The organism is Lacticaseibacillus suilingensis, assembly GCF_016861845.1.
GTDB lineage: Bacteria > Bacillota > Bacilli > Lactobacillales > Lactobacillaceae > Lacticaseibacillus > Lacticaseibacillus suilingensis.
On record NZ_BOLV01000021.1, the window covers coordinates 15,921 to 35,396 of the forward strand.

A 19,476-nucleotide genomic window follows, 5' to 3' on the forward strand; every position below is an offset into this window, starting at 1 on the left:
CCTATTAATATGACACTAGTCCTTCACGAGATCGTCGCGGATAAACCCGACGTATTCCCGCTTCATCAACAACCCATCCAACTGGCGGACCAGTTCAATCGCAGTCATGACCACGATGAGAAGACTTGTCCCGCCCAGACCGATTGATTGTGGCAGACCCCAAATGTTGGCCGCCAGCTGTGGTAGCAAGGCCACGAAGCCGAGGAACAACGCCCCAACTGTGGACAAGCGCATCAGCAAGCCAGAAAGATACTTTTCGGTTTCTTTCCCTGGCCAAACCCCAGGAATGTAACTGCCTTGCTTGATCAAGTTTTCCTGTACCTTTTCCGGGTTAACCTGGACGAAAGCATAGAAGAACGTGAACAAGACGATCAAAATCGTGTACAAGGCTGTCCCGGCCGGCTTTTGCATGTTGAAGACGCTCGTCAAGGCGTTATACCACCCGGCATCTTGGAACTTGTTCGCAAAAGCCATCAAAATGGTTTGCGGCGTGATGATGAAGGACGATGCGAAGATTACCGGAATAACCCCGGCAACGTTAACCTTGAGCGGCAGGTAGGAATTGCTACCGGCTGCCGTCACGCGGCGTGTATATTGAATCGGAATCTTCCGGTTCGCTTGTTGGACCCAGGTAACAAACGTGATGACCAGCACCAAGATGATGGCCAATGCAACCAGGAACAACACCCCTTGCCAGCGATCACTGGCATTGTTGTTGGCGATGTTGTCTTGCCACAATTGCTGAATGCCGCTTGGGAGGCGGGCAATGATCCCAGCAAAGATGATCATGGACACGCCATTACCGATCCCTTTGTCAGTGATCTGTTCACCCATCCAAGTGAGCAGCATCGTGCCACCGGTTAAGATAATGCCGATGACCACGTAAGTCTGGACGGTTGGGTTTTTCACCAACCCCAACGCGGATAGCTGCTGGAAGCCAGCAGTAATCCCGACGGCTTGGAAGAAACCGAGGAAGATGGTCAAATAGCGGGTGACTTGGTTCAGCTTGCGCCGACCAACTTCACCTTGTTTGCTCCATTCAACGAATTTCGGCACAATGTCCATTTGTAATAACTGGACCACAATTTGTGCCGTAATGTACGGTGAGACCCCCATTGAGAAGATCGAATAGTTCGCTAATCCACCACCACTGACGGTGTCCAGCAAGGAGATCAAGCCGGTCGAGCCGACCTGTGTCAACGCTTTGGCGTTGACCCCCGGTACTGCGATTTGCGCCCCTAGACGATAAACCAATAAAACGCCTAAAGTAAAAAGAATCTTGTTGCGGATGTCTTTGACTTTGAATGCGTTAACGAGGGTTTTCAGCATTACATCACCTCAAGCGAACCGCCTGCTGCTTCAACTGCGCTCTTAGCAGCTTCGGAAGCCTTGTTGACTTTAACGGTCAGCTTCTTGTCGAGCTTGCCGTTCGCAAGCAACTTGATGCCGTCCTTTTCGTTCTTAACCAAGCCGGATTCAACCAGCACGGTTGGGGTTACTTCGGTCCCATCATCGAACCGGTTCAGGTCTTGCACGTTGATCACGGCAAAGACTTTACGGTTGATGTTCTTGAACCCACGTTTTGGCATGCGCCGGAACAGTGGCATCTGGCCACCTTCGAACCCAAGCCGGGTCTTGCCGCCTTGCCGAGCTAATTGACCCTTCGTCCCTTTACCAGCCGTCTTACCTTGACCGCTGGAAGTTCCGCGGCCGAGTCGCTTACGGCTTGAACGTGCACCGTCGTTAGGCTTTAATTCATGCAACTTCATACGTTAGGCACCTCCGTTTCTTTAGTGTTTTTAGTCCTTAACTTCCTCAACGGAAACTAAGTGAGAAATCTGGAAAATCGCACCCCGAGTGGCTGCGTTGTCAGGCTTTACAACAGAGCTGTTCACCCGACCAAGACCGAGTTCCTTCACAATTTTGCGTTGCTTAGGCAACCGGTGAGCAGCACTGCGAGTCAGAGTAATTTTTAACTGAGCCATTATGTGCCCTCCTAGTCTTGTTCTTGTAAGTGAGAAACGGACACGCCGCGCAAGTCAGCAACTTCTTGAGCCGTCTTGAGCTGGGTCAAGCCGTCCATCGTTGCGCGAATCATGTTGATTGGGGTGTTACGGCCGAGTGACTTGGAGGTCACATCAGCAATCCCAGCCAATTCCATAACGGCACGAACGGCGCCGCCGGCTGCGACCCCGGACCCTTCAACGGCTGGCTTAAGCAGAACTTCACCAGCGCCGAAGTGACCGATCACATCATGAGGGATCGTGGTGCCAACGATCGGCACTTCGATCAGGTTCTTCTTCGCGTCTTCAACCGCTTTGCGAATCGCTTCAGGCACTTCCTGCGCCTTACCGGTCCCAAAGCCGACGTGACCATGCTTGTCGCCGACGATCGCAATCGTTGCAAAACGCAGACGACGGCCACCTTTGACAACTTTGGTGACCCGGTTGATCGACACAACGCGGTCTTCCAAGTCTAGTTGGTTTGGATCAATGTATGATGCCATGTGTTGGTTATCCTCCTTTGATTAGAATTCAAGGCCGTTTTCACGTGCGGCTTCAGCTAAAGCTTGCACGCGACCATGATAGAGATAACCACCACGGTCAAAGACCACTACTTTGTGACCAGCAGCAACGGCACGCTTGGCAACCAATGCGCCAACTGCCTTTGCTTGCTCAGTCTTGTTGTCATCAGCAGAAACTTCTTTATCAAGAGTGGAGGCACTTGCTAGCGTCACACCCGCTACGTCATCAATTAATTGCGCGTAGATGTTTTTGTTAGAACGGAAAATGTTCAAGCGTGGGCGCTCGCTCGTACCAGAAATCTTACCCCGGACGCGCGCGTGACGCCGTTGCCGAGTTTTGTTTTTATCTGGCTTTGAAATCACAATGTTCACTCCTTTAATAGACTGCGTTAACGGGCCCGAAAAGGCCCAGATACAATTGCCGCAGCCAGTTACCTAGTTGCAGCTTGGTAAGACTACTTACCAGTCTTACCTTCCTTACGCCGAACGTATTCGTCGACGTAACGAATCCCTTTACCTTTATAAGGTTCTGGGCTGCGGACCGCGCGGATTTCGGCAGCGAATTGGCCGACGACCTGCTTGGAAATGCCGCTGACGTTGATTTCGGTGTTGCTTGGCACGTCAATCGAAACGCCTTTTGGTGCTTGCATCTCAACTGGGTGAGAGTAGCCGACGTTCAAGACCAGCTTTTCGCCTTGCTTTTGCGCACGGTAGCCGACCCCGACAAGCTTCAATTGCTTGACGTAGCCTTCGGTCACACCAACGACCATGTTGTTCAAGTTAGCGCGCATGGTACCATGCAATGCCTTGAACGAGTCATCTGGGCGGCTGAAAGAAATTTCAGTACCTTCTTGCTTCATTTCGATCTCAGGGGCAAAAGCACGAGTCAATTCGCCCTTGGGGCCCTTAACGGTGATGTTGTCGCCATCCTTGGTGACGGTCACACCTGCAGGCACGGTGATTGTTTTATAACCAATACGACTCACAGTTGCACCTCCTTTTGTTTAAATTGATTACCAGACGTAGGCGAGAACTTCGCCGCCGACGTTCTTGGCGCGTGCTTCTTTATCCGTGATGACACCTTCCGGAGTCGACAGGATGGCAATGCCCAGGCCGTTCAAGACCTTCGGCACAGCATCTGCCTTCACGTAAGAGCGCAAGCCTGGCTTGGAAATGCGCTTCAAGCCGGCAATGACGCGTTCGTTGTTCTTCCCGTATTTCAGGAACAGACGGATCACGCCTTGCTTGTCGTCTTCGATCACTTCATAGTCGCGAATGAAACCTTCGCGCTTGAGAATCTCGGAAATGTTGATTTTCATCTTTGATGCAGGTACGACCAGAGATTCGTGACGCACCATGTTGGCGTTACGAATGCGGGTCAAGTAATCTGCGATTGGATCGGTCAAGACCATTGATTTAACCTCCTTTGACTGGGTTTCGATTTACCAGCTAGCTTTGCGCATACCAGGAATTTGACCGGCATGAGCTAATTCACGAAGGCAAATCCGGCAGAGTTTGAACTTACGGTAAACTGAATGTGGACGACCACAACGTTGGCAGCGTGTGTATTCTTGCACTGCGTACTTTGCAGGCCGACTGTTTTTCACGATCATAGACTTCTTAGCCAAGTGTGACCCTCCTTATTTTGCGAAAGGCATGCCGAGTTGACTGAGCAACTCGCGCCCTTCTTCATCCGTGTTTGCAGTGGTGACAATAACAATGTCCAAACCGCGCACGCGGTTAACCTTGTCATAATCGATTTCTGGGAAGATAACCTGTTCCTTAAGGCCCAAGGTGTAGTTGCCTCGGCCGTCGAAGGACTTCGCAGAAATACCGTGGAAGTCACGCACCCGCGGCAAGGAGACGTTGATCAGCTTGTCCAGGAAGTCATACATGCGTTCGCCGCGCAAGGTCACCTTGGCGCCGATGGACATGCCTTCACGCAGGCGGAAGTTCGCGATACTCTTCTTGGCCTTGGTGATCAGTGGCTGCTGACCGGCAATCAATGCCAATTCAGCAACGGCTTCGTCCAGGTTCTTGGCGTTTTGCGTTGCATCACCGACACCCATGTTCAGCACGATTTTTTCAACGTGCGGGGTCTGCATGGTGCTCTTGTAGTCAAACTTCTTAACCATCGCTGGCGCGATTTCTTTGTTAAAACGTTCTTGTAAACGATTAGCCATCTGGAATTAGTCCTCCTTTCCGTCGGTTTTTGGTGCCGCAGCGGTTAATTCTTTGCCGGACTTTTTGGCAATGCGAATCTTCTTGCCATCTTTGATCTCGGCGCCGACGCGCGTTGGCTTGTTGGTTTCTGGATCCAGCAGCATTACGTTAGAAACGGCAATGGCTGCTTCTTTGTCGACAACGCCACCTTGTGGGTAGTCGTTATTCGGCTTTTGGTGTTTCTTGATCATGTTGACGCCTTCGACAATAACCTTGTCTGCCTTAAGCAAGACTTTCGTTACTGTGCCTTCTTTGCCGGCGTCTTTACCACGCATGACCCGAACCTTATCACCAGTTTTGATTTTCATGTCGCACCTCCTATTTGGTCAGAATGTTAAAGGACTTCAGGCGCTAAGGAAACGATCTTCATGAAATCGCCGTCACGCAGTTCGCGTGCGACTGGTCCAAAGATACGAGTCCCCCGAGGGCTCTTGTCTGCGTTGATGATGACTGCAGCGTTCTCGTCAAACTTGATGTATGAACCATCAGTACGGCGAGCACCAGACTTCGTGCGCACGATAACAGCCTTAACGACTTCATGTGCCTTGACAACGCCACCTGGTGTAGCCTGTTTGACAGTTGCCACAACGATGTCACCGATGTTACCAGTCTTACGGTATGAACCGCCAAGGACTTTGATCACCAGGAGCTCGCGGGCACCAGAGTTGTCTGCTACTTTAAGACGACTTTCTTGTTGAATCACGGGTTGGTCCTCCTTTCACACGTATTTGGATTAAATACGAACTGCCTTTTCGACAACGTTCAATAAACGGAAACGCTTGTTGCGAGACATTGGACGAGTTTCCATGATCTGAACAAGATCGCCGACTTTAGCAACGTTGTCTTCGTCATGTGCGTAGAACTTCTTCGAGTACTTCACACGCTTGCCGTAGACGGGGTGCGTCTTTGTCGTGTTGATTTCGACGGTAATGGTCTTATCCATTTTGTCTGAAACGACGCGACCTTGATAAACTTTACGAGAATTACGTTCTTCCAAGGTGATTGTCTCCTTTCCGCTTATTTATTGAGCGCTTGCTGCCGAAGGACCGTTTTGATCCGTGCGATGTTCTTCCGCACTTGCTTCAAGCGAGCAGTGTTTTCCATTTGGCCAGTAGCTTGTTGGAAGCGCAGGTTGAAGAGCTCTTCCTTGTACTGCTTTTCTTTGTCGAGCATTTCCTCTGTGGTTAATGCTGAAATATCCTTAGCCTTCATTAGATTGCTCACCTACTTCCTCGCGAGTCACGATCTTGGTGCGGACAGGGAGTTTGTTGGACGCAAGGCGCAAAGCTTCGCGTGCAACTGCTTCCGGAACGCCGCCGACTTCAAACATCACTTTTTCGCGTTTAACAACTGCGACCCAGCCGGATGGTGCACCTTTCCCGTTACCCATCCGGACGCCGACGCCCTTAGATGTGTAAGACTTTTGAGGGAAAATGCGGATCCAAACTTTCCCGCCACGCTTCATGTAACGCGTCATGGCAATACGAGCCGCTTCAATCTGACGGTTAGAGATCCAGTGTGATTCCAAGGCTTGCAGCCCGAATTCACCGAAGGAAACTTCCTTGCCGCCCTTGGCTGCGCCGCGCATCTTCCCACGGAATTCGCGACGGTGCTTTACACGCTTAGGTACTAACATGGATTATTTCCCTCCTTTCGCATTCTGACGATTTGGCTTGTCAGGCAAAACTTCACCGCGGTAGATCCAGGTCTTGATCCCGATCTGACCGTAAGTGGTCCGAGCTTCTTCCCATGCGTAGTCGATATCGGCCCGCAAGGTGTGCAAAGGCACGGTGCCTTCAGCATAGTGTTCACGACGCGCAATGTCGGCACCGTTCAAACGGCCAGCCGCCTGGGTCTTGATCCCCTTGGCACCAGCGCGCATGCTACGCTGCATGGCTTGCTTCATCGCGCGGCGGAAAGCCACACGTTGTTCAAGCTGCTGGGCGATGCTTTCGCCGACCAGCTTAGCGTCGAGATCAGGCTTCTTGATTTCCACGATGTTGATGTGGACTTTGCGGCCTGTCAGGTCGTTCAATTCCTTACGCAAGCTTTCAACTTGGACGCCACCTTTACCGATGACCATACCAGGTTTTGCGGTGTGGATGGAGATGTTCACGCGGTTTGCGGCCCGTTCGATCTCAATGGTCGAAACAGATGCGTCCGCGAGCTTCTTGTTGATGAATTTACGGATTTCAATGTCTTCGTGAAGGTAGCTTGCAAAGTCTTTTTCAGCGTACCATTTGGATTCCCAGTCACGGATGACGCCAACACGGAAACCGATTGGATTGATTTTCTGACCCACGCTTTATCCCTCCTTTGTTTCTTTCTCAGCGACCGTCACGGTGATGTGTGAGGTGCGCTTGTTGATTGGTGATGCAGAACCCTTAGCACGCGGACGGAACCGCTTCAAGGTTGGGCCTTCGTTAACGAACGCTTCCTTGACGTAAAGGTTTTGGGCATCTAAGTCAAAGTTATGTTCTGCGTTTGCAATGGCAGACTTCAGAACTTTTTCAATGATTGGAGAACCCGCGCGTGGCGTGAAGTCCAAGATTGCTAATGCTTCTGCGACTTCGCGGCCGCGGATCAAGTCGATTACCAGACGCGCTTTGCGAGCAGTAATCCGAACTGTTTTTGCCGTCGCTGTTGCAGACGTAATTTCTTCAGCCATGAATTATATGCTCCTTTCTTAGCGTGCTGCTGACTTTTTGTCGTCCTTGGCGTGACCCCGGAAGGTCCGTGTCGGAACGAATTCACCAAGCTTGTGGCCGACCATATCTTCAGAAATGAAAACTGGGACATGCTTGCGGCCATCGTATACGGCGATGGTGTAACCAATGAAACTAGGGAAAATGGTAGAACGACGAGACCATGTCTTGATGACGGTCTTCTTTTCGCTGTCAGCCTGAGCATCGATTTTCTTCATCAGATGAGCATCGGCGAAAGGTCCTTTTTTAAGACTGCGACCCATTGTGTGACCTCCTTTATACGGTGTAATTCAATGGTGAGTTTACTTGTTCTTACGGTGACGGACGATGAACTTCTCGGACTTAGCCTTGTGATCACGCGTCTTCTTACCCAAGGTCTTCTTACCCCATGGAGAAAGAGGTGATGGACGACCGATTGGGGCTTTACCTTCACCACCACCATGCGGGTGATCGTTAGGGTTCATAACTGACCCACGGACGGTTGAACGGAAGCCCAACCAGCGCTTGCGGCCAGCTTTACCAATGCTGATCAGTTCGTGTTGTTCATTGCCGACAGCACCAATCGTGGCGCGGTTGACCGAAAGGATCATGCGCACTTCACCGGAAGCCAGACGAACGGTGACGTATTTGCCATCATCGTTTTTACCCAGCAGTTGAGCGGAAGCACCGGCAGAGCGAGCCAGCTGGCCGCCTTTACCAGGCTTGAGTTCGATGTTGTGGATGGTGGTCCCATCAGGAATGTTCTTCAGTGGCATTGCATTGCCGGGCTTGATGTCGACGCTATCGCCAGAAACGATCTTGTCGCCAACGTTCAGACCCTTAGGTGCCAAGATGTAACTCTTAACCCCATCTTCATAGTGAAGCAGTGCAATGTTAGCCGTGCGGTTAGGATCGTATTCGATGGCCTTAACCGTTGCGACCACGTCATCTTTTTGACGCTTGAAGTCGATGGTGCGGTAGAACTGCTTGTGACCACCGCCGCGGTGACGCACAGTGATGTGACCTTGTGCATTACGGCCAGCAGTGTGGCTTTGACTTTCAAGGAGCGTCTTTTCCGGCTTGGTCTTGGTGATTTCAGCGAAATCCGAACCAGACATGTTCCGCCGGCCGTTTGACGTTGGTTTGTATTTAATAATGCCCACGCTTGTTTCCTCCTATCTGAAAATTTTGAAGCTAGTCTTCAAAAATCTTGATTTCGTTTGAATCGGCGGTCAAAGTAACGATGGCCTTCCGGCGCTTGCGGGTGTAGCCCACGTAGTTACCTTGGCGCTTCTTTTTGCCGCGAACGTTGGCAATGTTGACCTTAGCGACCTTCACGTCGAAGATTTCTTCAACGGCGCGACGGACAGCGGTCTTTTCGGCATCACGAGCAACTTCGAAGGTGTACTTCTTGTTGTCCATGTCAGCCATTGATTGCTCGGTGACGATCGGGCGTAAAATGATGTCGCGTGCTGCTGCCATTATGCGAGCACCTCCTCAATCTTTTGAAGCGCAGATTGGGTCAAGATCAGTTTGTTGTAGTTCACAACATCCAAGACGTTGATGCCATCTGCGACGATCGTCTTGACATTCGGCAAGTTGCGGGCAGCCAAAGCTGCATTGTCATTGCCGTCTTCAAGGACGATCAAGGCCTTTTCTTCAATCTTCAAGGAAGCCAGCGCAGCTGCAAAGTCCTTGGTTTTAGGTTGGTCAAAGCTCAAAGCGTCGACCACAACTAATTCCTTGTCCAGCACTTTCTGGGAAAGCGCTGATTTGATTGCTAAGCGGCTAACCTTCTTGTTGATTCGGTAGCTATAGGAACGAGGCGTTGGGCCAAAGACCACACCACCGCCGCGCCATTGTGGGCTACGGATGGAGCCTTGGCGGGCACGACCAGTACCCTTTTGGCGCCATGGCTTCTTACCGCCGCCGGAAACGGCGGAACGGTTCTTAACGGCGTGAGTACCTTGACGAAGGGAAGCGCGTTGCATCAGCACTGCGTCAAACACGGCGTTATCGTTGGGTTCGATTGCCCAGATTGCATCGTTCAGATCAACGGTGCCGTTTTCTGTGCCATCTTGCTTGAATAAAGTAACGTTTGCCATTAGTTAATGTCCTCCCTTCGTGTTATTTAGCCGCTGACTTAACAGCGGAACGAATTGTAACGAATGACTTGTTGGCCCCTGGGACATTGCCCTTGATCAAGATCACATTGTGGTCCAAATCGGTGGAAACAACAGTCAAGTTTTGCATCGTGCGCGTATGGTTACCCATCCGCCCAGGCAATTTCTTACCCTTGAAGACTTTGTTGATGATTGCCCCAAGAGAACCAGGACGACGGTGGTAACGAGAACCGTGAGCCATAGGGCCACGGGACTGACCGTCCTTCTTGATGTTACCTTGGTAACCATGCCCTTTGGAAGTACCGGTGACGTCCACGATGTCGCCAGCTGCAAATTCGTCAGCAGAAACAGTCTTGCCAACTTCATAGTCACTAAGCGCTACATCACGGATTTCCTTAATGAAGCGCTTAGGGGTCGTGTCCGCCTTCTTGGCGTGACCGACGCTTGGCTTGTTGCTAAGTACTTCACGCTTGTCGCCGTAGCCCAGTTGAACTGCTTCGTAGCCGTCTGATTCAACGGTCTTAACTTGCAGGACAACGTTAGGGGTGACGTCGATCACGGTAACTGGGACCAGTTCGCCGTTTTCGGTGAAGACCTGCGTCATGCCAATTTTCTTACCTAAGATTCCTTTACGTGCCATGGGTACACCTCCAATTTCCTATAGATTATAATTTGATTTCAATGTCGACGCCGCTCGGCAAGTCGAGCTTCATCAAAGCGTCAACAGTTTTTGGGGTCGGGTTAACGATATCGATCAGGCGCTTGTGTGTGCGCATTTCGAACTGTTCCCGAGAATCCTTGTACTTATGCGGGGAACGCAGCACCGTGTAGATGGTCCGTTCCGTTGGCAGAGGGATCGGGCCAGAAATTGCAGCACCTGTGCGCTTTGCAGTTTCAACGATCTTATCTGCTGATTGATCTAGAATCCGGTGTTCGTAAGCCTTAAGCCGGATCCGAATCTTTTGTTTTGCCATTGTGTAACCTCCTTCGTCCATTATCAGTTAGTAGACTAGCTCCGTGAAAATTCCCGTCGCGCCCCCGTGGCAAAGCGGCCGGGCGTGTCGCAACCTCTCACATCCACGCTACCCTGACTCAGCTTGAGTCAGAAGTGCATAGTAACCCCTTCGGTTTACACAGCACTCTTGATAGTATACAAAAAAGCGCGGTTTAACACAAGACTTTTCGGCGGCTTTTTCAAAAAAGCTGGCGCAACAAAGATTGCTATAACGGCTTTTGCTCGCTCATCCCCGCACATTCACCCGCCTTGTTTTCATGGCAAGTGAACTGTCTTGACACCTTGCAGCGAACCTTCTACAGTTAACCTAAATCCCTAAGGAGGTTCCTCATGGCAAAAGCCCTTCTAATTATCGACTACACCAATGATTTCGTCGCAGCCACCGGCGCCTTAACTGCCGGCAAGCCTGCCCAACTAATTGAACAGCGCATCGTGGCGCTTGCCGACCAGTTCGCTGAGGCCGGCGACTTTGTGTATCTGCCCACCGATGTGCACACCCCAGGTGACCCCTATCACCCCGAAACCAAGCTCTACCCGCCCCATAACGTGCGTGGCACTTGGGGGCGCGAACTTTACGGGGCACTGGCCCCTTGGTATACGGCCCACCAGACTGATGCGAAGGTGACGTTGTTCGATAAAACGCGCTATTCAAGCTTCGCTGGTACGCCACTGGATCTGTGGCTGCGCGAACGGCAGGTCGATGAGCTTCATCTCGTCGGGGTCTGCACCGATATCTGTGTGCTGCACACTGCTGTCGACGCGTATAACCTCAATTATCCCCTCACCATCCACCAAGACGCCGTGGCCACCTTCACGCCAGGCGGCCAGGAATGGGCACTCAATCATTTCAAAACTGTCCTCAATGCCACGTTAGCTTAGTGAGCGCAACCCTCTACGCAAAAGGGGGCCTGATCAAGACAAAACTGATCAGGCCCTCTTTTTGAACGAGCAGACAAAAAAGCCACGCACGAGGCGTGGCTTCCAGTAGCGAATTAAGCTTCGCCGCCGTTTTTCTTGATGATCTCGGCTTGGATGGACTTCGGCACTGCAGTGTAGTGATCGAAGGTCATCGTGAAGGTCCCACGGCCCTGGGTCGCGGAACGCAAGGTCGTCGCATAACCGAACATTTCGGCCAGCGGTACCTTAGCATTGACCAGCTGCGCATTACCACGCTGTTCCATGCCTTCAACGTTCCCACGACGAGAGTTGATTTGACCCATGACATCGCCAAGGTATTCTTCTGGGGCAACCACTTCAACGTGCATGATTGGTTCGAGAATTACCGCACCGGCATCCTTAACCGCATTGCGCAACGCCAGGGAAGCCGCAACCTTAAAGGCCGCTTCAGAAGAATCGACTTCGTGGTAAGAACCATCGTAAAGCTTGGCCTTCACGTCGATCAATGGGTAGCCCGCAAGCACACCATTGGCCATTGCTTCTTTCAGGCCTTGTTCTACAGCTGGGATGTATTCACGTGGCACTACCCCACCAACAATGGCATCTTCGAATTCGAAGCCTTTGCCTTCTTCGTTCGGGGTAAATTCAACCCAAACGTCACCATATTGACCTTTACCACCTGACTGGCGAACAAAGCGCCCTTCAGCGGAAGCGGTCTTGGTGAAGGTTTCACGGTAAGCCACTTGAGGTTCACCAATCTTAGCGGCAACCTTAAATTCACGCTTCATCCGGTCAACCATGATATCCAAGTGCAATTCGCCCATGCCGGCGATCAAAGTTTCGCCAGTTTCAGGGTTGGTTTCAGCTTGGAAGGTTGGGTCTTCTTCAGACAGCTTCTGCAAAGCGATATCCAGCTTGTCCTGGTCTTCCTTGGAGTCTGGCTCGATGGAAACCTGGATAACCGGTTCTGGCACTTCGAGGGATTCAAGAATCAATGGGTGGTTAACGGCTGTGAGTGAATCCCCAGTCGTGGTGTTCTTGAGCCCGATCGCCGCAGCGATATCACCAGAAAAGACTTCTGGGATTTCTTCACGGTGATTGGAGTGCATTTGCAGCAGCCGGCCGACACGTTCACGGTTGTCCTTGGAAGCGTTCAAGACGTATGAACCAGCTTCCAAAGTCCCACTGTAAACCCGGATGTAGGTCAAACGACCGACAAAGGGGTCGGTAGCGATCTTGAAGGCCAAGGCAGCGAAGTCTTGATCGTCGCCGGCGCGCAGTTCAACCGCTTCGCCAGTTTCTGGATCTTGGGCGTTGTATGGCTTAACGTCCAGTGGTGATGGCAGGTAGTCAACCACCGCATCCAGCAGCATCTGAACCCCTTTGTTCTTGAACGCAGAACCAGCCAGCACTGGGAAGAATTCAAGGGCGATGGTCGCCTTACGGATGGCCGCCTTGATTTCATCGTTGCTGATTTCTTCGCCTTCAAGGTACTTGTCCATGATGCCGTCATCGACGTCAGCCACGGCTTCGATCAGGTCAGCACGAGCTGCTTCGGCTTCTTCCTTGTAGTCGTCGGGAATGTCAACGACATCCCACTTCGTCCCCAAGTCATCTTCGTCGTACAAGTCGGCCTTCATTTCGATCAGGTCGATAATGCCTTCGAAGTTGTCTTCAGCACCGATTGGCAGCTGAACCGCATGGGCGTTAGCACCCAAACGATCATGCAGGGTCTTCACGGAGTACTTGAAGTCGGCCCCGATCTTGTCCATTTTGTTAACAAAAACGATCCGCGGCACGCTGTAAGTGGATGCCTGACGCCAAACGTTTTCGGTCTGAGGTTCCACCCCAGACTGAGCATCTAAGACGGTGATGGCACCATCAAGGACACGCAGGGAACGTTCAACTTCCATAGTGAAGTCCACGTGCCCTGGGGTATCGATGATGTTAATCCGGTTGTCCTTCCAAAAGGCAGTCGTCGCAGCGGACGTGATGGTAATCCCACGTTCTTGTTCCTGCGCCATCCAGTCCATTTGGGAAGCCCCATCATGGGTTTCGCCGATCTTGTGGATTTTACCGGTGTAGTAAAGAATCCGCTCAGTCGTCGTGGTCTTACCAGCATCGATGTGGGCCATGATCCCGATGTTGCGGGTCCGGTCCAGCGGAAATTCACGCTTGTTGGCCATGTGAAAAAATAACTCCTCTCATTGTTGATCGATTATCTAAAAGTTTTAGGTAAAACAATTGGCTACTATATGCCAAGTGACGGATATAATAGCCAACCTTCTTACCAACGATAGTGTGCGAACGCACGGTTGGCATCTGCCATCTTGTGCGTATCTTCGCGCTTCTTCACAGCTGCACCAGTGTTGTTGGCAGCATCCATGATTTCACGAGCCAAGCGATCGTCCATCTTGTGTTCACCGCGTTGACGGGAATACTGAACGATCCAACGAAGGCCCAACGTCGTCCGCCGGTCTGGCCGGACTTCGATTGGCACTTGGTAGTTCGACCCACCGATCCGACGAGCCTTAACTTCGAGGACAGGCATAACGTTCTTCATGGCCTGTTCGAAGACTTCCAAAGGTTCGTTGCCGGTTTCCTTCTTGATGATGTCGAATGCATCATACAAAATGGTTTGAGCCTTACCGCGCTTACCATCAACCATCAGGTGGTTGATCAAGCGGGTAACCAGCTTAGAGTTGTAAACTGGATCAGGTAAAACATCGCGTTTTGAAACATTGCCTTTACGTGGCATGCTGATTGCCTCCTTATTCCTAAATACCGCACAAAGCGGGGATTATCTGACTACTTCTTAGGACGCTTTGTACCGTACTTGGAGCGGCTTTGCATCCGGCCGTCAACACCGGCGGTATCGAGGGTCCCACGGATGATGTGATAACGCACACCAGGTAAGTCCTTAACACGGCCCCCACGGATCAAAACAACCGAGTGTTCCTGCAAGTTGTGGCCGATCCCAGGGATATAAGCGGTAACTTCGATCAGGTTCGACAAGCGAACACGAGCGTACTTACGCAGCGCGGAGTTAGGCTTCTTTGGGGTCATGGTGCCGACACGAGTGGCAACCCCACGCTTTTGAGGAGCGGGATTGTTCGTCAGTGACTTCTTCTTACTGTTGTAACCGAAGTTCAAAGCAGGTGAATCGGACTTCGTTACATTACTTTTACGACCTTGGCGTACCAATTGGTTAATGGTTGGCATTCTAAGGTTCCTCCTTCCTGATACTTGGGTAATTCATCTTCTAAGTCCACACATCCAGGCGGTTCTTTTTTGCGAATAAAAAATGGCCGGCCCGGCGGCGAAATGGTATTTAACCAGTTCGACGTCCGGGCAAACCCGAATTAACTGGAAAAAACAACCTTAAACAGTGTACTATCCGCTGCCCGCCTCTGTCAAGCGTCTTTCCGGCGTTTGCACCAGTATTTTCACGCCTTGGCGAAATCTGGTGATAGAGGTGATGGCATGTGGTTCATTCTATCATAGTGGCGGTGGCTGTGCTGGGCCTAATCAGTTTGCGGCCGACGCGCTGGCAATTACTGTATCAACTGGGCCTGCTGGCGGCAGCAGTGCTACTGGCCCCTTCGCAGCTGTTAGCGCTGGCGGGGCTCGCGTATTTTGCCTTGAGCGATTGGCAAAGTCAAACCGTCCCGGCCCTTGGGTTTGACGGCTGGTGTTTGCTTGTCGCTTTAACCACCCCGTCGCATTGGTTGGTGGGGCTTGGCTGGCTAGTCGCTTTATCTGGCTTGAGCATTGTTACCCAGGGGCTTGGCAGCGCCGATGTCCTCGCCATTAGTGCGCTGACTTTAGGCATGCCGGCGCTGGCGAGTTTGGTGTTCGTGCTGATGGCTTGCGTGATTGGGGTAGGACACGGGCTAGTGCGGCCAGGAACCATCCCCTTTCTGGTGGATCTGCAGCTAGCGTATTTGCTGATGGTGATTGTGAGTTGATCGGTGCATTACGTGTGGTTACCAGCCCTCACAGCCAGCGCAGATGCGCTACGGTTGGCCACCCTCCGCTGCCTGTTATAATTGCGCTCAGGTCGGCAACGCTCGAGCGAGTAGCTACGCTCTGAGCGTCACCGGCAAAAAACGCCGGCAATGCTCAGAGCTAGGCTACTCATCGAGCAAAAACCACCGACCTTCGCAGCCTGTTGTAGTTGCGTTGCGGTAAGCCAACGCCGGAGCAGCTAGCTACACATCAGGCATCGCCGCTTTCAGCGGCAATGCCTGATGCTAAGCTATCTGTCCGGCTAAGTACGGCTTACCTCCACAGCCTGAATCAAAAAAGCCGGCTGGGCAAAATGCCCAACCGGCTCCTTTTCGTGCTTAATCTTGCTTTGGCTCTGCGTTAGCGGCGTCTTCTTCCTTCATCTTCTTTTCAAGATCAGAGATGGAGTAGACGCTGTCGGAAACGGTGCCGACCGTCTTGGGTTCCATGTGACGGTAGGTGGCCATCCCAGTCCCAGCAGGAATGATCTTCCCGATGATGACATTTTCCTTCAAGCCGACCAGCGGATCGTTCTTCCCGCGGATGGAAGCATCCGTGAGGACCCGAGTGGTTTCCTGGAAGGAAGCGGCCGACAAGAAACTGTTGGTTTCCAGCGATGCCTTGGTGATCCCCAGCAGTACTGGGCGACCAGTAGCAGGAATCCCACCGGCAATCAAGGTCTGCTGGTTGCGATCCTTGAAGTCCGCAATGTCCAGCAAGGTCCCTGGCAAAATGTCAGTGTCGCCTGGATCCATGACGCGGATCTTGCGCAGCATCTGCCGAACCATCACTTCGATATGCTTATCGCCGATTTCAACCCCCTGCATCCGATAAACTTTCTGGACTTCCGCCAGCAGATAGTTTTCGGTGGTCAAGACGTCTTGCACCTTGATCAACTGCTTAGGATCAATTGAGCCCCCGGTCAAACGGCCGCCGCGATCAACATGGTCGCCTTCAGCAACGGCAACCGATGAAGCGTATGGCACGCTGTAAGTCCGGGTATCGGTTTGGCCTTCAACGGTGATTTCACGGCTGTGTTCAGCCGGATTTTCATCGATGGCCGAAATCGTCCCGTCAACTTCACTGATGACCGCCAGCCCTTTAGGATTACGGGCTTCAAAGATTTCCTGAACACGAGGCAGCCCTTGCGTGATATCTTCGCCGCCGGCAACACCGCCGGTATGGAAGTTACGCATGGTCAGCTGGGTACCAGGTTCGCCGATTGACTGCGCAGCCACGGTCCCAACGGCTTCGCCGACTTCAACCTGTTCGCCAGTGGCCAAGTTGCGGCCGTAGCACTTTTGGCAAACCCCATGACGGGTGTTGCAGGTGAAGATGGAGCGGATGGTGACAGTTTGGACGCCGGCATCAACGACAGCTTGCGCCTTATCTTCATCGATCATTTCGTTCTTCTTGACAATGACGTCACCGGTTTCAGGGTTAACAACTGACTTTTGCGCGTAACGGCCAACTAAGCGGTCGTACAGCGGTTCAATCATTTCGTTCCCTTCGCGAATGGCCGAAACGACCAAACCGCGATCGGTGCCACAGTCTTCTTCGCGGACAATGACATCCTGCGCCACATCCACCAGCCGCCGGGTCAGGTAACCTGAATCGGCCGTCTTCAGGGCGGTATCGGTCATCCCTTTACGGGCCCCGTGAGTGGACATGAACATTTCCATAACGGACAAGCCTTCACGGAAGTTCGACAGCACTGGCACTTCCATCATCCCACCGTTTGGCGCCGCCATCAGGCCACGCATCCCGGCAAGCTGAGTAAAGTTTGAGATGTTACCACGCGCCCCGGAATCACTCATCATGGAGATTGGGTTATTCGGGTCAAAGGCGTCGATCAGCTTTTGCTGAATTTCGTCTTTGGCGTCGTTCCAAATCGAGATGACCCGATCATGGCGTTCCTGGTCGGTAATCAACCCACGGCGGAACTGCTTGGACACAGTGGCAACCTTCTTGTGGGCCGCATCAACGATGGCTGGCTTTTCGGCCAGTTCAGGCACGTCGGCCACCCCAACGGTGATCCCGGAGTTCGTGGCCTGGGTGTAACCCAAGGTCTTCATGTCATCCAGCAGATCAGAGGTCCGCTGCACTTTGTACGTCTTGAAGACTTCAGCAATGATGTCAGACAAGAAGCCCTTCTTGAACGGTTCGTTAATTGGGGCATCTTGCAGGTAAGCATGGATATCCTCACCTGGCTTCAAGAAGAAGCGATCTGGCACGCCATTGACGATATTGTCTTGCGTGGCCACGTTCAGATACGGGAAGTCTGCCGGCATGATCTGGTTAAAGATCACACGGCCAACCGTGGTGACCATGATCTGGTGACGCTGGTCATCGGTGAATGGCTTTTCTGGCAAGGAAGCCACCGCCAAGCCGATGCGGCTGTGCAAGTGGACATAGCCATTTTGCAGCGCCATCAGCACTTCGTTAGCATCCTTGAAGATCATGCCTTCGCCTTCGCGGCCTTTTTGTTCCATCGTCAGGTAGTAGTTACCCAAAACGATATCCTGAGAAGGCGTAACGATTGGCTTACCATCACGAGGCGCCAAGATGTGGTGCGCCGCCAGCATCAAAAGGCGCGCTTCGGCTTGGGCTTCATCGGACAGTGGCACGTGAATCGCCATCTGGTCCCCATCAAAGTCGGCGTTGTAGGCTTCACAAACCAGCGGGTGCAGGCGGATGGACTTACCATCAACCAACACCGGTTCAAAAGCCTGAATCCCCAGGCGGTGAAGCGTAGGGGCGCGGTTCAGCAGCACTGGCCGTTCCTTGATGACATCTTCGAGCACATCCCAGATGTCTTCATCTTCACGGTCAATTTTGCGGCGGGCATTCTTGATGTTGCTAGCCAGCCCGCGCGCCACCAATTCATGCATGACAAATGGCTTGAATAATTCCAAAGCCATTGGCCGCGGCAAACCACATTGATAGAACTTCAACGTCGGCATAACGTCGATAACGGAACGACCGGAATAGTCAACCCGCTTACCGAGCAAATTCTGACGGAACCGGCCCTGCTTCCCTTTGAGCATGTGGCTCAAAGACTTCAAAGGACGATTGCCTGGCCCGGTGACCGGACGGCCACGGCGGCCGTTGTCGATCAAGGCGTCAACGGCTTCCTGCAGCATCCGCTTTTCGTTTTGCACAATGATGCTTGGCGCATTGAGGTCAAGCAGGCGCTTCAACCGGTTGTTACGGTTGATGACGCGGCGGTACAAATCGTTCAGGTCAGAAGTGGCAAACCGGCCACCTTCAAGCTGAACCATTGGCCGCAGATCCGGTGGAATGACGGGAATAGTATCCATAACCATCCAAGCCGGGTCGTTGCCAGAAACCAGGAAGGCATCCAAGATGTCCAACCGGCGAATGGCGCGCGTGCGCTTTTGGCCTTGCGCGGACTTCAGGTCTTCCTTCAGCTCAGCGACTTCTTTGGCGAGGTCGACTTGCTGTAGCAATTCCTTAACCGCTTCGGCCCCCATTTTGGCATTGAAGCCCTGGCCGTATTCGTCCCGCTTTTCACGGTATTCGCGTTCGGTCAGCAGTTGCTTCTTCTCCAAGGCAGTGTCGCCTGGGTCAATCACAACGTAAGAAGCGAAGTAGATCACTTCTTCGAGGGCCCGTGGTGACATGTCCAAAACCAGACCCATCCGGCTTGGAATGCCTTTGAAGTACCAGATATGAGAAACTGGCGCGGCTAATTCGATGTGGCCCATGCGTTCGCGGCGCACCTTGGAGCGCGTGACTTCAACCCCGCAGCGGTCGCAAACGATGCCTTTATAGCGGATCCGCTTGTACTTCCCGCAGGCACATTCCCAGTCCTTGGTTGGCCCGAAGATGCGTTCGTCAAACAGCCCATCTCGCTCTGGCTTCAGCGTCCGGTAGTTGATCGTTTCGGGCTTTTTAACTTCCCCGTAGGACCAGCTGCGAATTTTGTCAGGCGAGGCCAGGCCGATTTGCATGCTTTCAAATTTATTGACATCAATCAAA

General features: G+C 52.3%; 28 protein-coding genes. 2 read left to right on the forward strand and 26 right to left on the reverse strand.

Annotation, left to right across the window (positions count from 1 at the left end):
• Positions 1-15: 15 nt before the first annotated feature.
• From secY to rpsJ, 22 genes are all read right to left on the reverse strand, one after another.
• The gene (gene secY / locus JUF11_RS11205) at positions 16-1,329 is read right to left on the reverse strand and encodes a preprotein translocase subunit SecY (protein WP_204119677.1); all 1,314 of its coding nucleotides are present in this window, start codon (positions 1,327-1,329) and stop codon (positions 16-18) included.
• Positions 1,329-1,769, reverse strand: coding sequence for a 50S ribosomal protein L15 (gene rplO, locus JUF11_RS11210; protein ID WP_125582037.1), 441 nt, complete (start codon positions 1,767-1,769; stop codon positions 1,329-1,331). The genes secY and rplO overlap by 1 nt, the downstream gene beginning before the upstream one ends.
• Positions 1,770-1,799: 30 nt before the next feature.
• Complete coding sequence (gene rpmD, locus JUF11_RS11215; RefSeq protein ID WP_125582039.1) at positions 1,800-1,985, reverse strand: 50S ribosomal protein L30; 186 nt, start codon at positions 1,983-1,985, stop codon at positions 1,800-1,802.
• An 11-nt stretch (positions 1,986-1,996) separates the two neighbouring features.
• Positions 1,997-2,506: a 30S ribosomal protein S5 gene (rpsE, locus tag JUF11_RS11220; RefSeq protein ID WP_125582041.1), complete on the reverse strand. Its 510-nt coding sequence runs from the start codon at positions 2,504-2,506 to the stop codon at positions 1,997-1,999.
• Positions 2,507-2,527: 21 nt separating this feature from the next.
• The gene (rplR, locus tag JUF11_RS11225) at positions 2,528-2,887 is read right to left on the reverse strand and encodes a 50S ribosomal protein L18 (protein WP_125582043.1); all 360 of its coding nucleotides are present in this window, start codon (positions 2,885-2,887) and stop codon (positions 2,528-2,530) included.
• 92 nt (positions 2,888-2,979) lie between these two features.
• Positions 2,980-3,510 (reverse strand): 50S ribosomal protein L6, encoded by a 531-nt coding sequence (gene rplF / locus JUF11_RS11230; RefSeq protein ID WP_125582045.1) that lies wholly within the window; start codon positions 3,508-3,510, stop codon positions 2,980-2,982.
• Between the two features lie 27 nt (positions 3,511-3,537).
• On the reverse strand, positions 3,538-3,936 hold the full coding sequence (rpsH, locus tag JUF11_RS11235) for a 30S ribosomal protein S8 (protein ID WP_125582047.1): 399 nt from the start codon (positions 3,934-3,936) through the stop codon (positions 3,538-3,540).
• Positions 3,937-3,966: 30 nt separating this feature from the next.
• On the reverse strand, positions 3,967-4,152 hold the full coding sequence (locus tag JUF11_RS11240; RefSeq protein ID WP_125582049.1) for a type Z 30S ribosomal protein S14: 186 nt from the start codon (positions 4,150-4,152) through the stop codon (positions 3,967-3,969).
• 12 nt (positions 4,153-4,164) lie between these two features.
• Entirely contained in the window at positions 4,165-4,707 is a 543-nt protein-coding gene (gene rplE / locus JUF11_RS11245; RefSeq protein ID WP_125582051.1) for a 50S ribosomal protein L5, read from the reverse strand.
• A 6-nt stretch (positions 4,708-4,713) separates the two neighbouring features.
• Positions 4,714-5,055: a 50S ribosomal protein L24 gene (rplX, locus tag JUF11_RS11250; protein ID WP_125582053.1), complete on the reverse strand. Its 342-nt coding sequence runs from the start codon at positions 5,053-5,055 to the stop codon at positions 4,714-4,716.
• Positions 5,056-5,081: 26 nt separating this feature from the next.
• A complete protein-coding gene (gene rplN, locus JUF11_RS11255) occupies positions 5,082-5,450 on the reverse strand; it encodes a 50S ribosomal protein L14 (protein WP_125582055.1) in 369 nt (122 codons plus the stop codon).
• A gap of 30 nt (positions 5,451-5,480) precedes the next feature.
• On the reverse strand, positions 5,481-5,744 hold the full coding sequence (gene rpsQ / locus JUF11_RS11260) for a 30S ribosomal protein S17 (protein ID WP_125582057.1): 264 nt from the start codon (positions 5,742-5,744) through the stop codon (positions 5,481-5,483).
• 20 nt (positions 5,745-5,764) lie between these two features.
• On the reverse strand, positions 5,765-5,959 hold the full coding sequence (rpmC, locus tag JUF11_RS11265) for a 50S ribosomal protein L29 (RefSeq protein WP_125582100.1): 195 nt from the start codon (positions 5,957-5,959) through the stop codon (positions 5,765-5,767).
• Entirely contained in the window at positions 5,949-6,383 is a 435-nt protein-coding gene (rplP, locus tag JUF11_RS11270; protein ID WP_125582059.1) for a 50S ribosomal protein L16, read from the reverse strand. The genes rpmC and rplP overlap by 11 nt, the downstream gene beginning before the upstream one ends.
• A gap of 3 nt (positions 6,384-6,386) precedes the next feature.
• The gene (gene rpsC / locus JUF11_RS11275) at positions 6,387-7,049 is read right to left on the reverse strand and encodes a 30S ribosomal protein S3 (RefSeq protein ID WP_125582061.1); all 663 of its coding nucleotides are present in this window, start codon (positions 7,047-7,049) and stop codon (positions 6,387-6,389) included.
• A 3-nt stretch (positions 7,050-7,052) separates the two neighbouring features.
• The gene (rplV, locus tag JUF11_RS11280) at positions 7,053-7,415 is read right to left on the reverse strand and encodes a 50S ribosomal protein L22 (protein WP_125582063.1); all 363 of its coding nucleotides are present in this window, start codon (positions 7,413-7,415) and stop codon (positions 7,053-7,055) included.
• Between the two features lie 18 nt (positions 7,416-7,433).
• A complete protein-coding gene (gene rpsS / locus JUF11_RS11285) occupies positions 7,434-7,715 on the reverse strand; it encodes a 30S ribosomal protein S19 (RefSeq protein WP_125582065.1) in 282 nt (93 codons plus the stop codon).
• Positions 7,716-7,754: 39 nt separating this feature from the next.
• Positions 7,755-8,594: a 50S ribosomal protein L2 gene (gene rplB, locus JUF11_RS11290; protein WP_125582067.1), complete on the reverse strand. Its 840-nt coding sequence runs from the start codon at positions 8,592-8,594 to the stop codon at positions 7,755-7,757.
• A gap of 31 nt (positions 8,595-8,625) precedes the next feature.
• Positions 8,626-8,913 carry a 50S ribosomal protein L23 gene (gene rplW, locus JUF11_RS11295; protein ID WP_125582069.1) on the reverse strand — a complete coding sequence of 96 codons (288 nt, stop codon included), beginning with the start codon at positions 8,911-8,913 and terminating at the stop codon, positions 8,626-8,628.
• Entirely contained in the window at positions 8,913-9,536 is a 624-nt protein-coding gene (rplD, locus tag JUF11_RS11300; protein ID WP_125582071.1) for a 50S ribosomal protein L4, read from the reverse strand. The genes rplW and rplD overlap by 1 nt, the downstream gene beginning before the upstream one ends.
• Before the next feature lie 22 nt (positions 9,537-9,558).
• Positions 9,559-10,194, reverse strand: a complete 636-nt coding sequence (rplC, locus tag JUF11_RS11305) for a 50S ribosomal protein L3 (RefSeq protein ID WP_125582073.1) — start codon at positions 10,192-10,194, stop codon at positions 9,559-9,561.
• 25 nt (positions 10,195-10,219) lie between these two features.
• The gene (gene rpsJ / locus JUF11_RS11310; RefSeq protein WP_125582075.1) at positions 10,220-10,528 is read right to left on the reverse strand and encodes a 30S ribosomal protein S10; all 309 of its coding nucleotides are present in this window, start codon (positions 10,526-10,528) and stop codon (positions 10,220-10,222) included.
• 371 nt (positions 10,529-10,899) lie between these two features.
• On the opposite strand from rpsJ, the gene JUF11_RS11315 reads away from it, so the two are divergent.
• The gene (locus tag JUF11_RS11315) at positions 10,900-11,448 is read left to right on the forward strand and encodes a cysteine hydrolase family protein (RefSeq protein WP_204119678.1); all 549 of its coding nucleotides are present in this window, start codon (positions 10,900-10,902) and stop codon (positions 11,446-11,448) included.
• A gap of 113 nt (positions 11,449-11,561) precedes the next feature.
• On the opposite strand, the gene fusA is transcribed toward JUF11_RS11315, so the two are convergent.
• The 3 genes from fusA to rpsL all read right to left on the reverse strand — a co-directional run bounded on the left by fusA (position 11,562) and on the right by rpsL (position 14,688).
• A complete protein-coding gene (fusA, locus tag JUF11_RS11320) occupies positions 11,562-13,652 on the reverse strand; it encodes an elongation factor G (RefSeq protein ID WP_125582079.1) in 2,091 nt (696 codons plus the stop codon).
• Positions 13,653-13,753: 101 nt separating this feature from the next.
• The gene (rpsG, locus tag JUF11_RS11325; RefSeq protein WP_125582081.1) at positions 13,754-14,224 is read right to left on the reverse strand and encodes a 30S ribosomal protein S7; all 471 of its coding nucleotides are present in this window, start codon (positions 14,222-14,224) and stop codon (positions 13,754-13,756) included.
• Positions 14,225-14,274: 50 nt separating this feature from the next.
• Positions 14,275-14,688, reverse strand: a complete 414-nt coding sequence (rpsL, locus tag JUF11_RS11330; RefSeq protein WP_125582083.1) for a 30S ribosomal protein S12 — start codon at positions 14,686-14,688, stop codon at positions 14,275-14,277.
• 263 nt (positions 14,689-14,951) lie between these two features.
• Between rpsL and JUF11_RS11335 the strand changes: the two genes are divergently transcribed.
• The gene (locus JUF11_RS11335) at positions 14,952-15,434 is read left to right on the forward strand and encodes a hypothetical protein (protein WP_204119679.1); all 483 of its coding nucleotides are present in this window, start codon (positions 14,952-14,954) and stop codon (positions 15,432-15,434) included.
• A gap of 378 nt (positions 15,435-15,812) precedes the next feature.
• On the opposite strand, the gene rpoC is transcribed toward JUF11_RS11335, so the two are convergent.
• Positions 15,813-19,475 carry a DNA-directed RNA polymerase subunit beta' gene (gene rpoC / locus JUF11_RS11340; protein ID WP_204119680.1) on the reverse strand — a complete coding sequence of 1,221 codons (3,663 nt, stop codon included), beginning with the start codon at positions 19,473-19,475 and terminating at the stop codon, positions 15,813-15,815.
• Position 19,476: the final 1 nt, after the last annotated feature.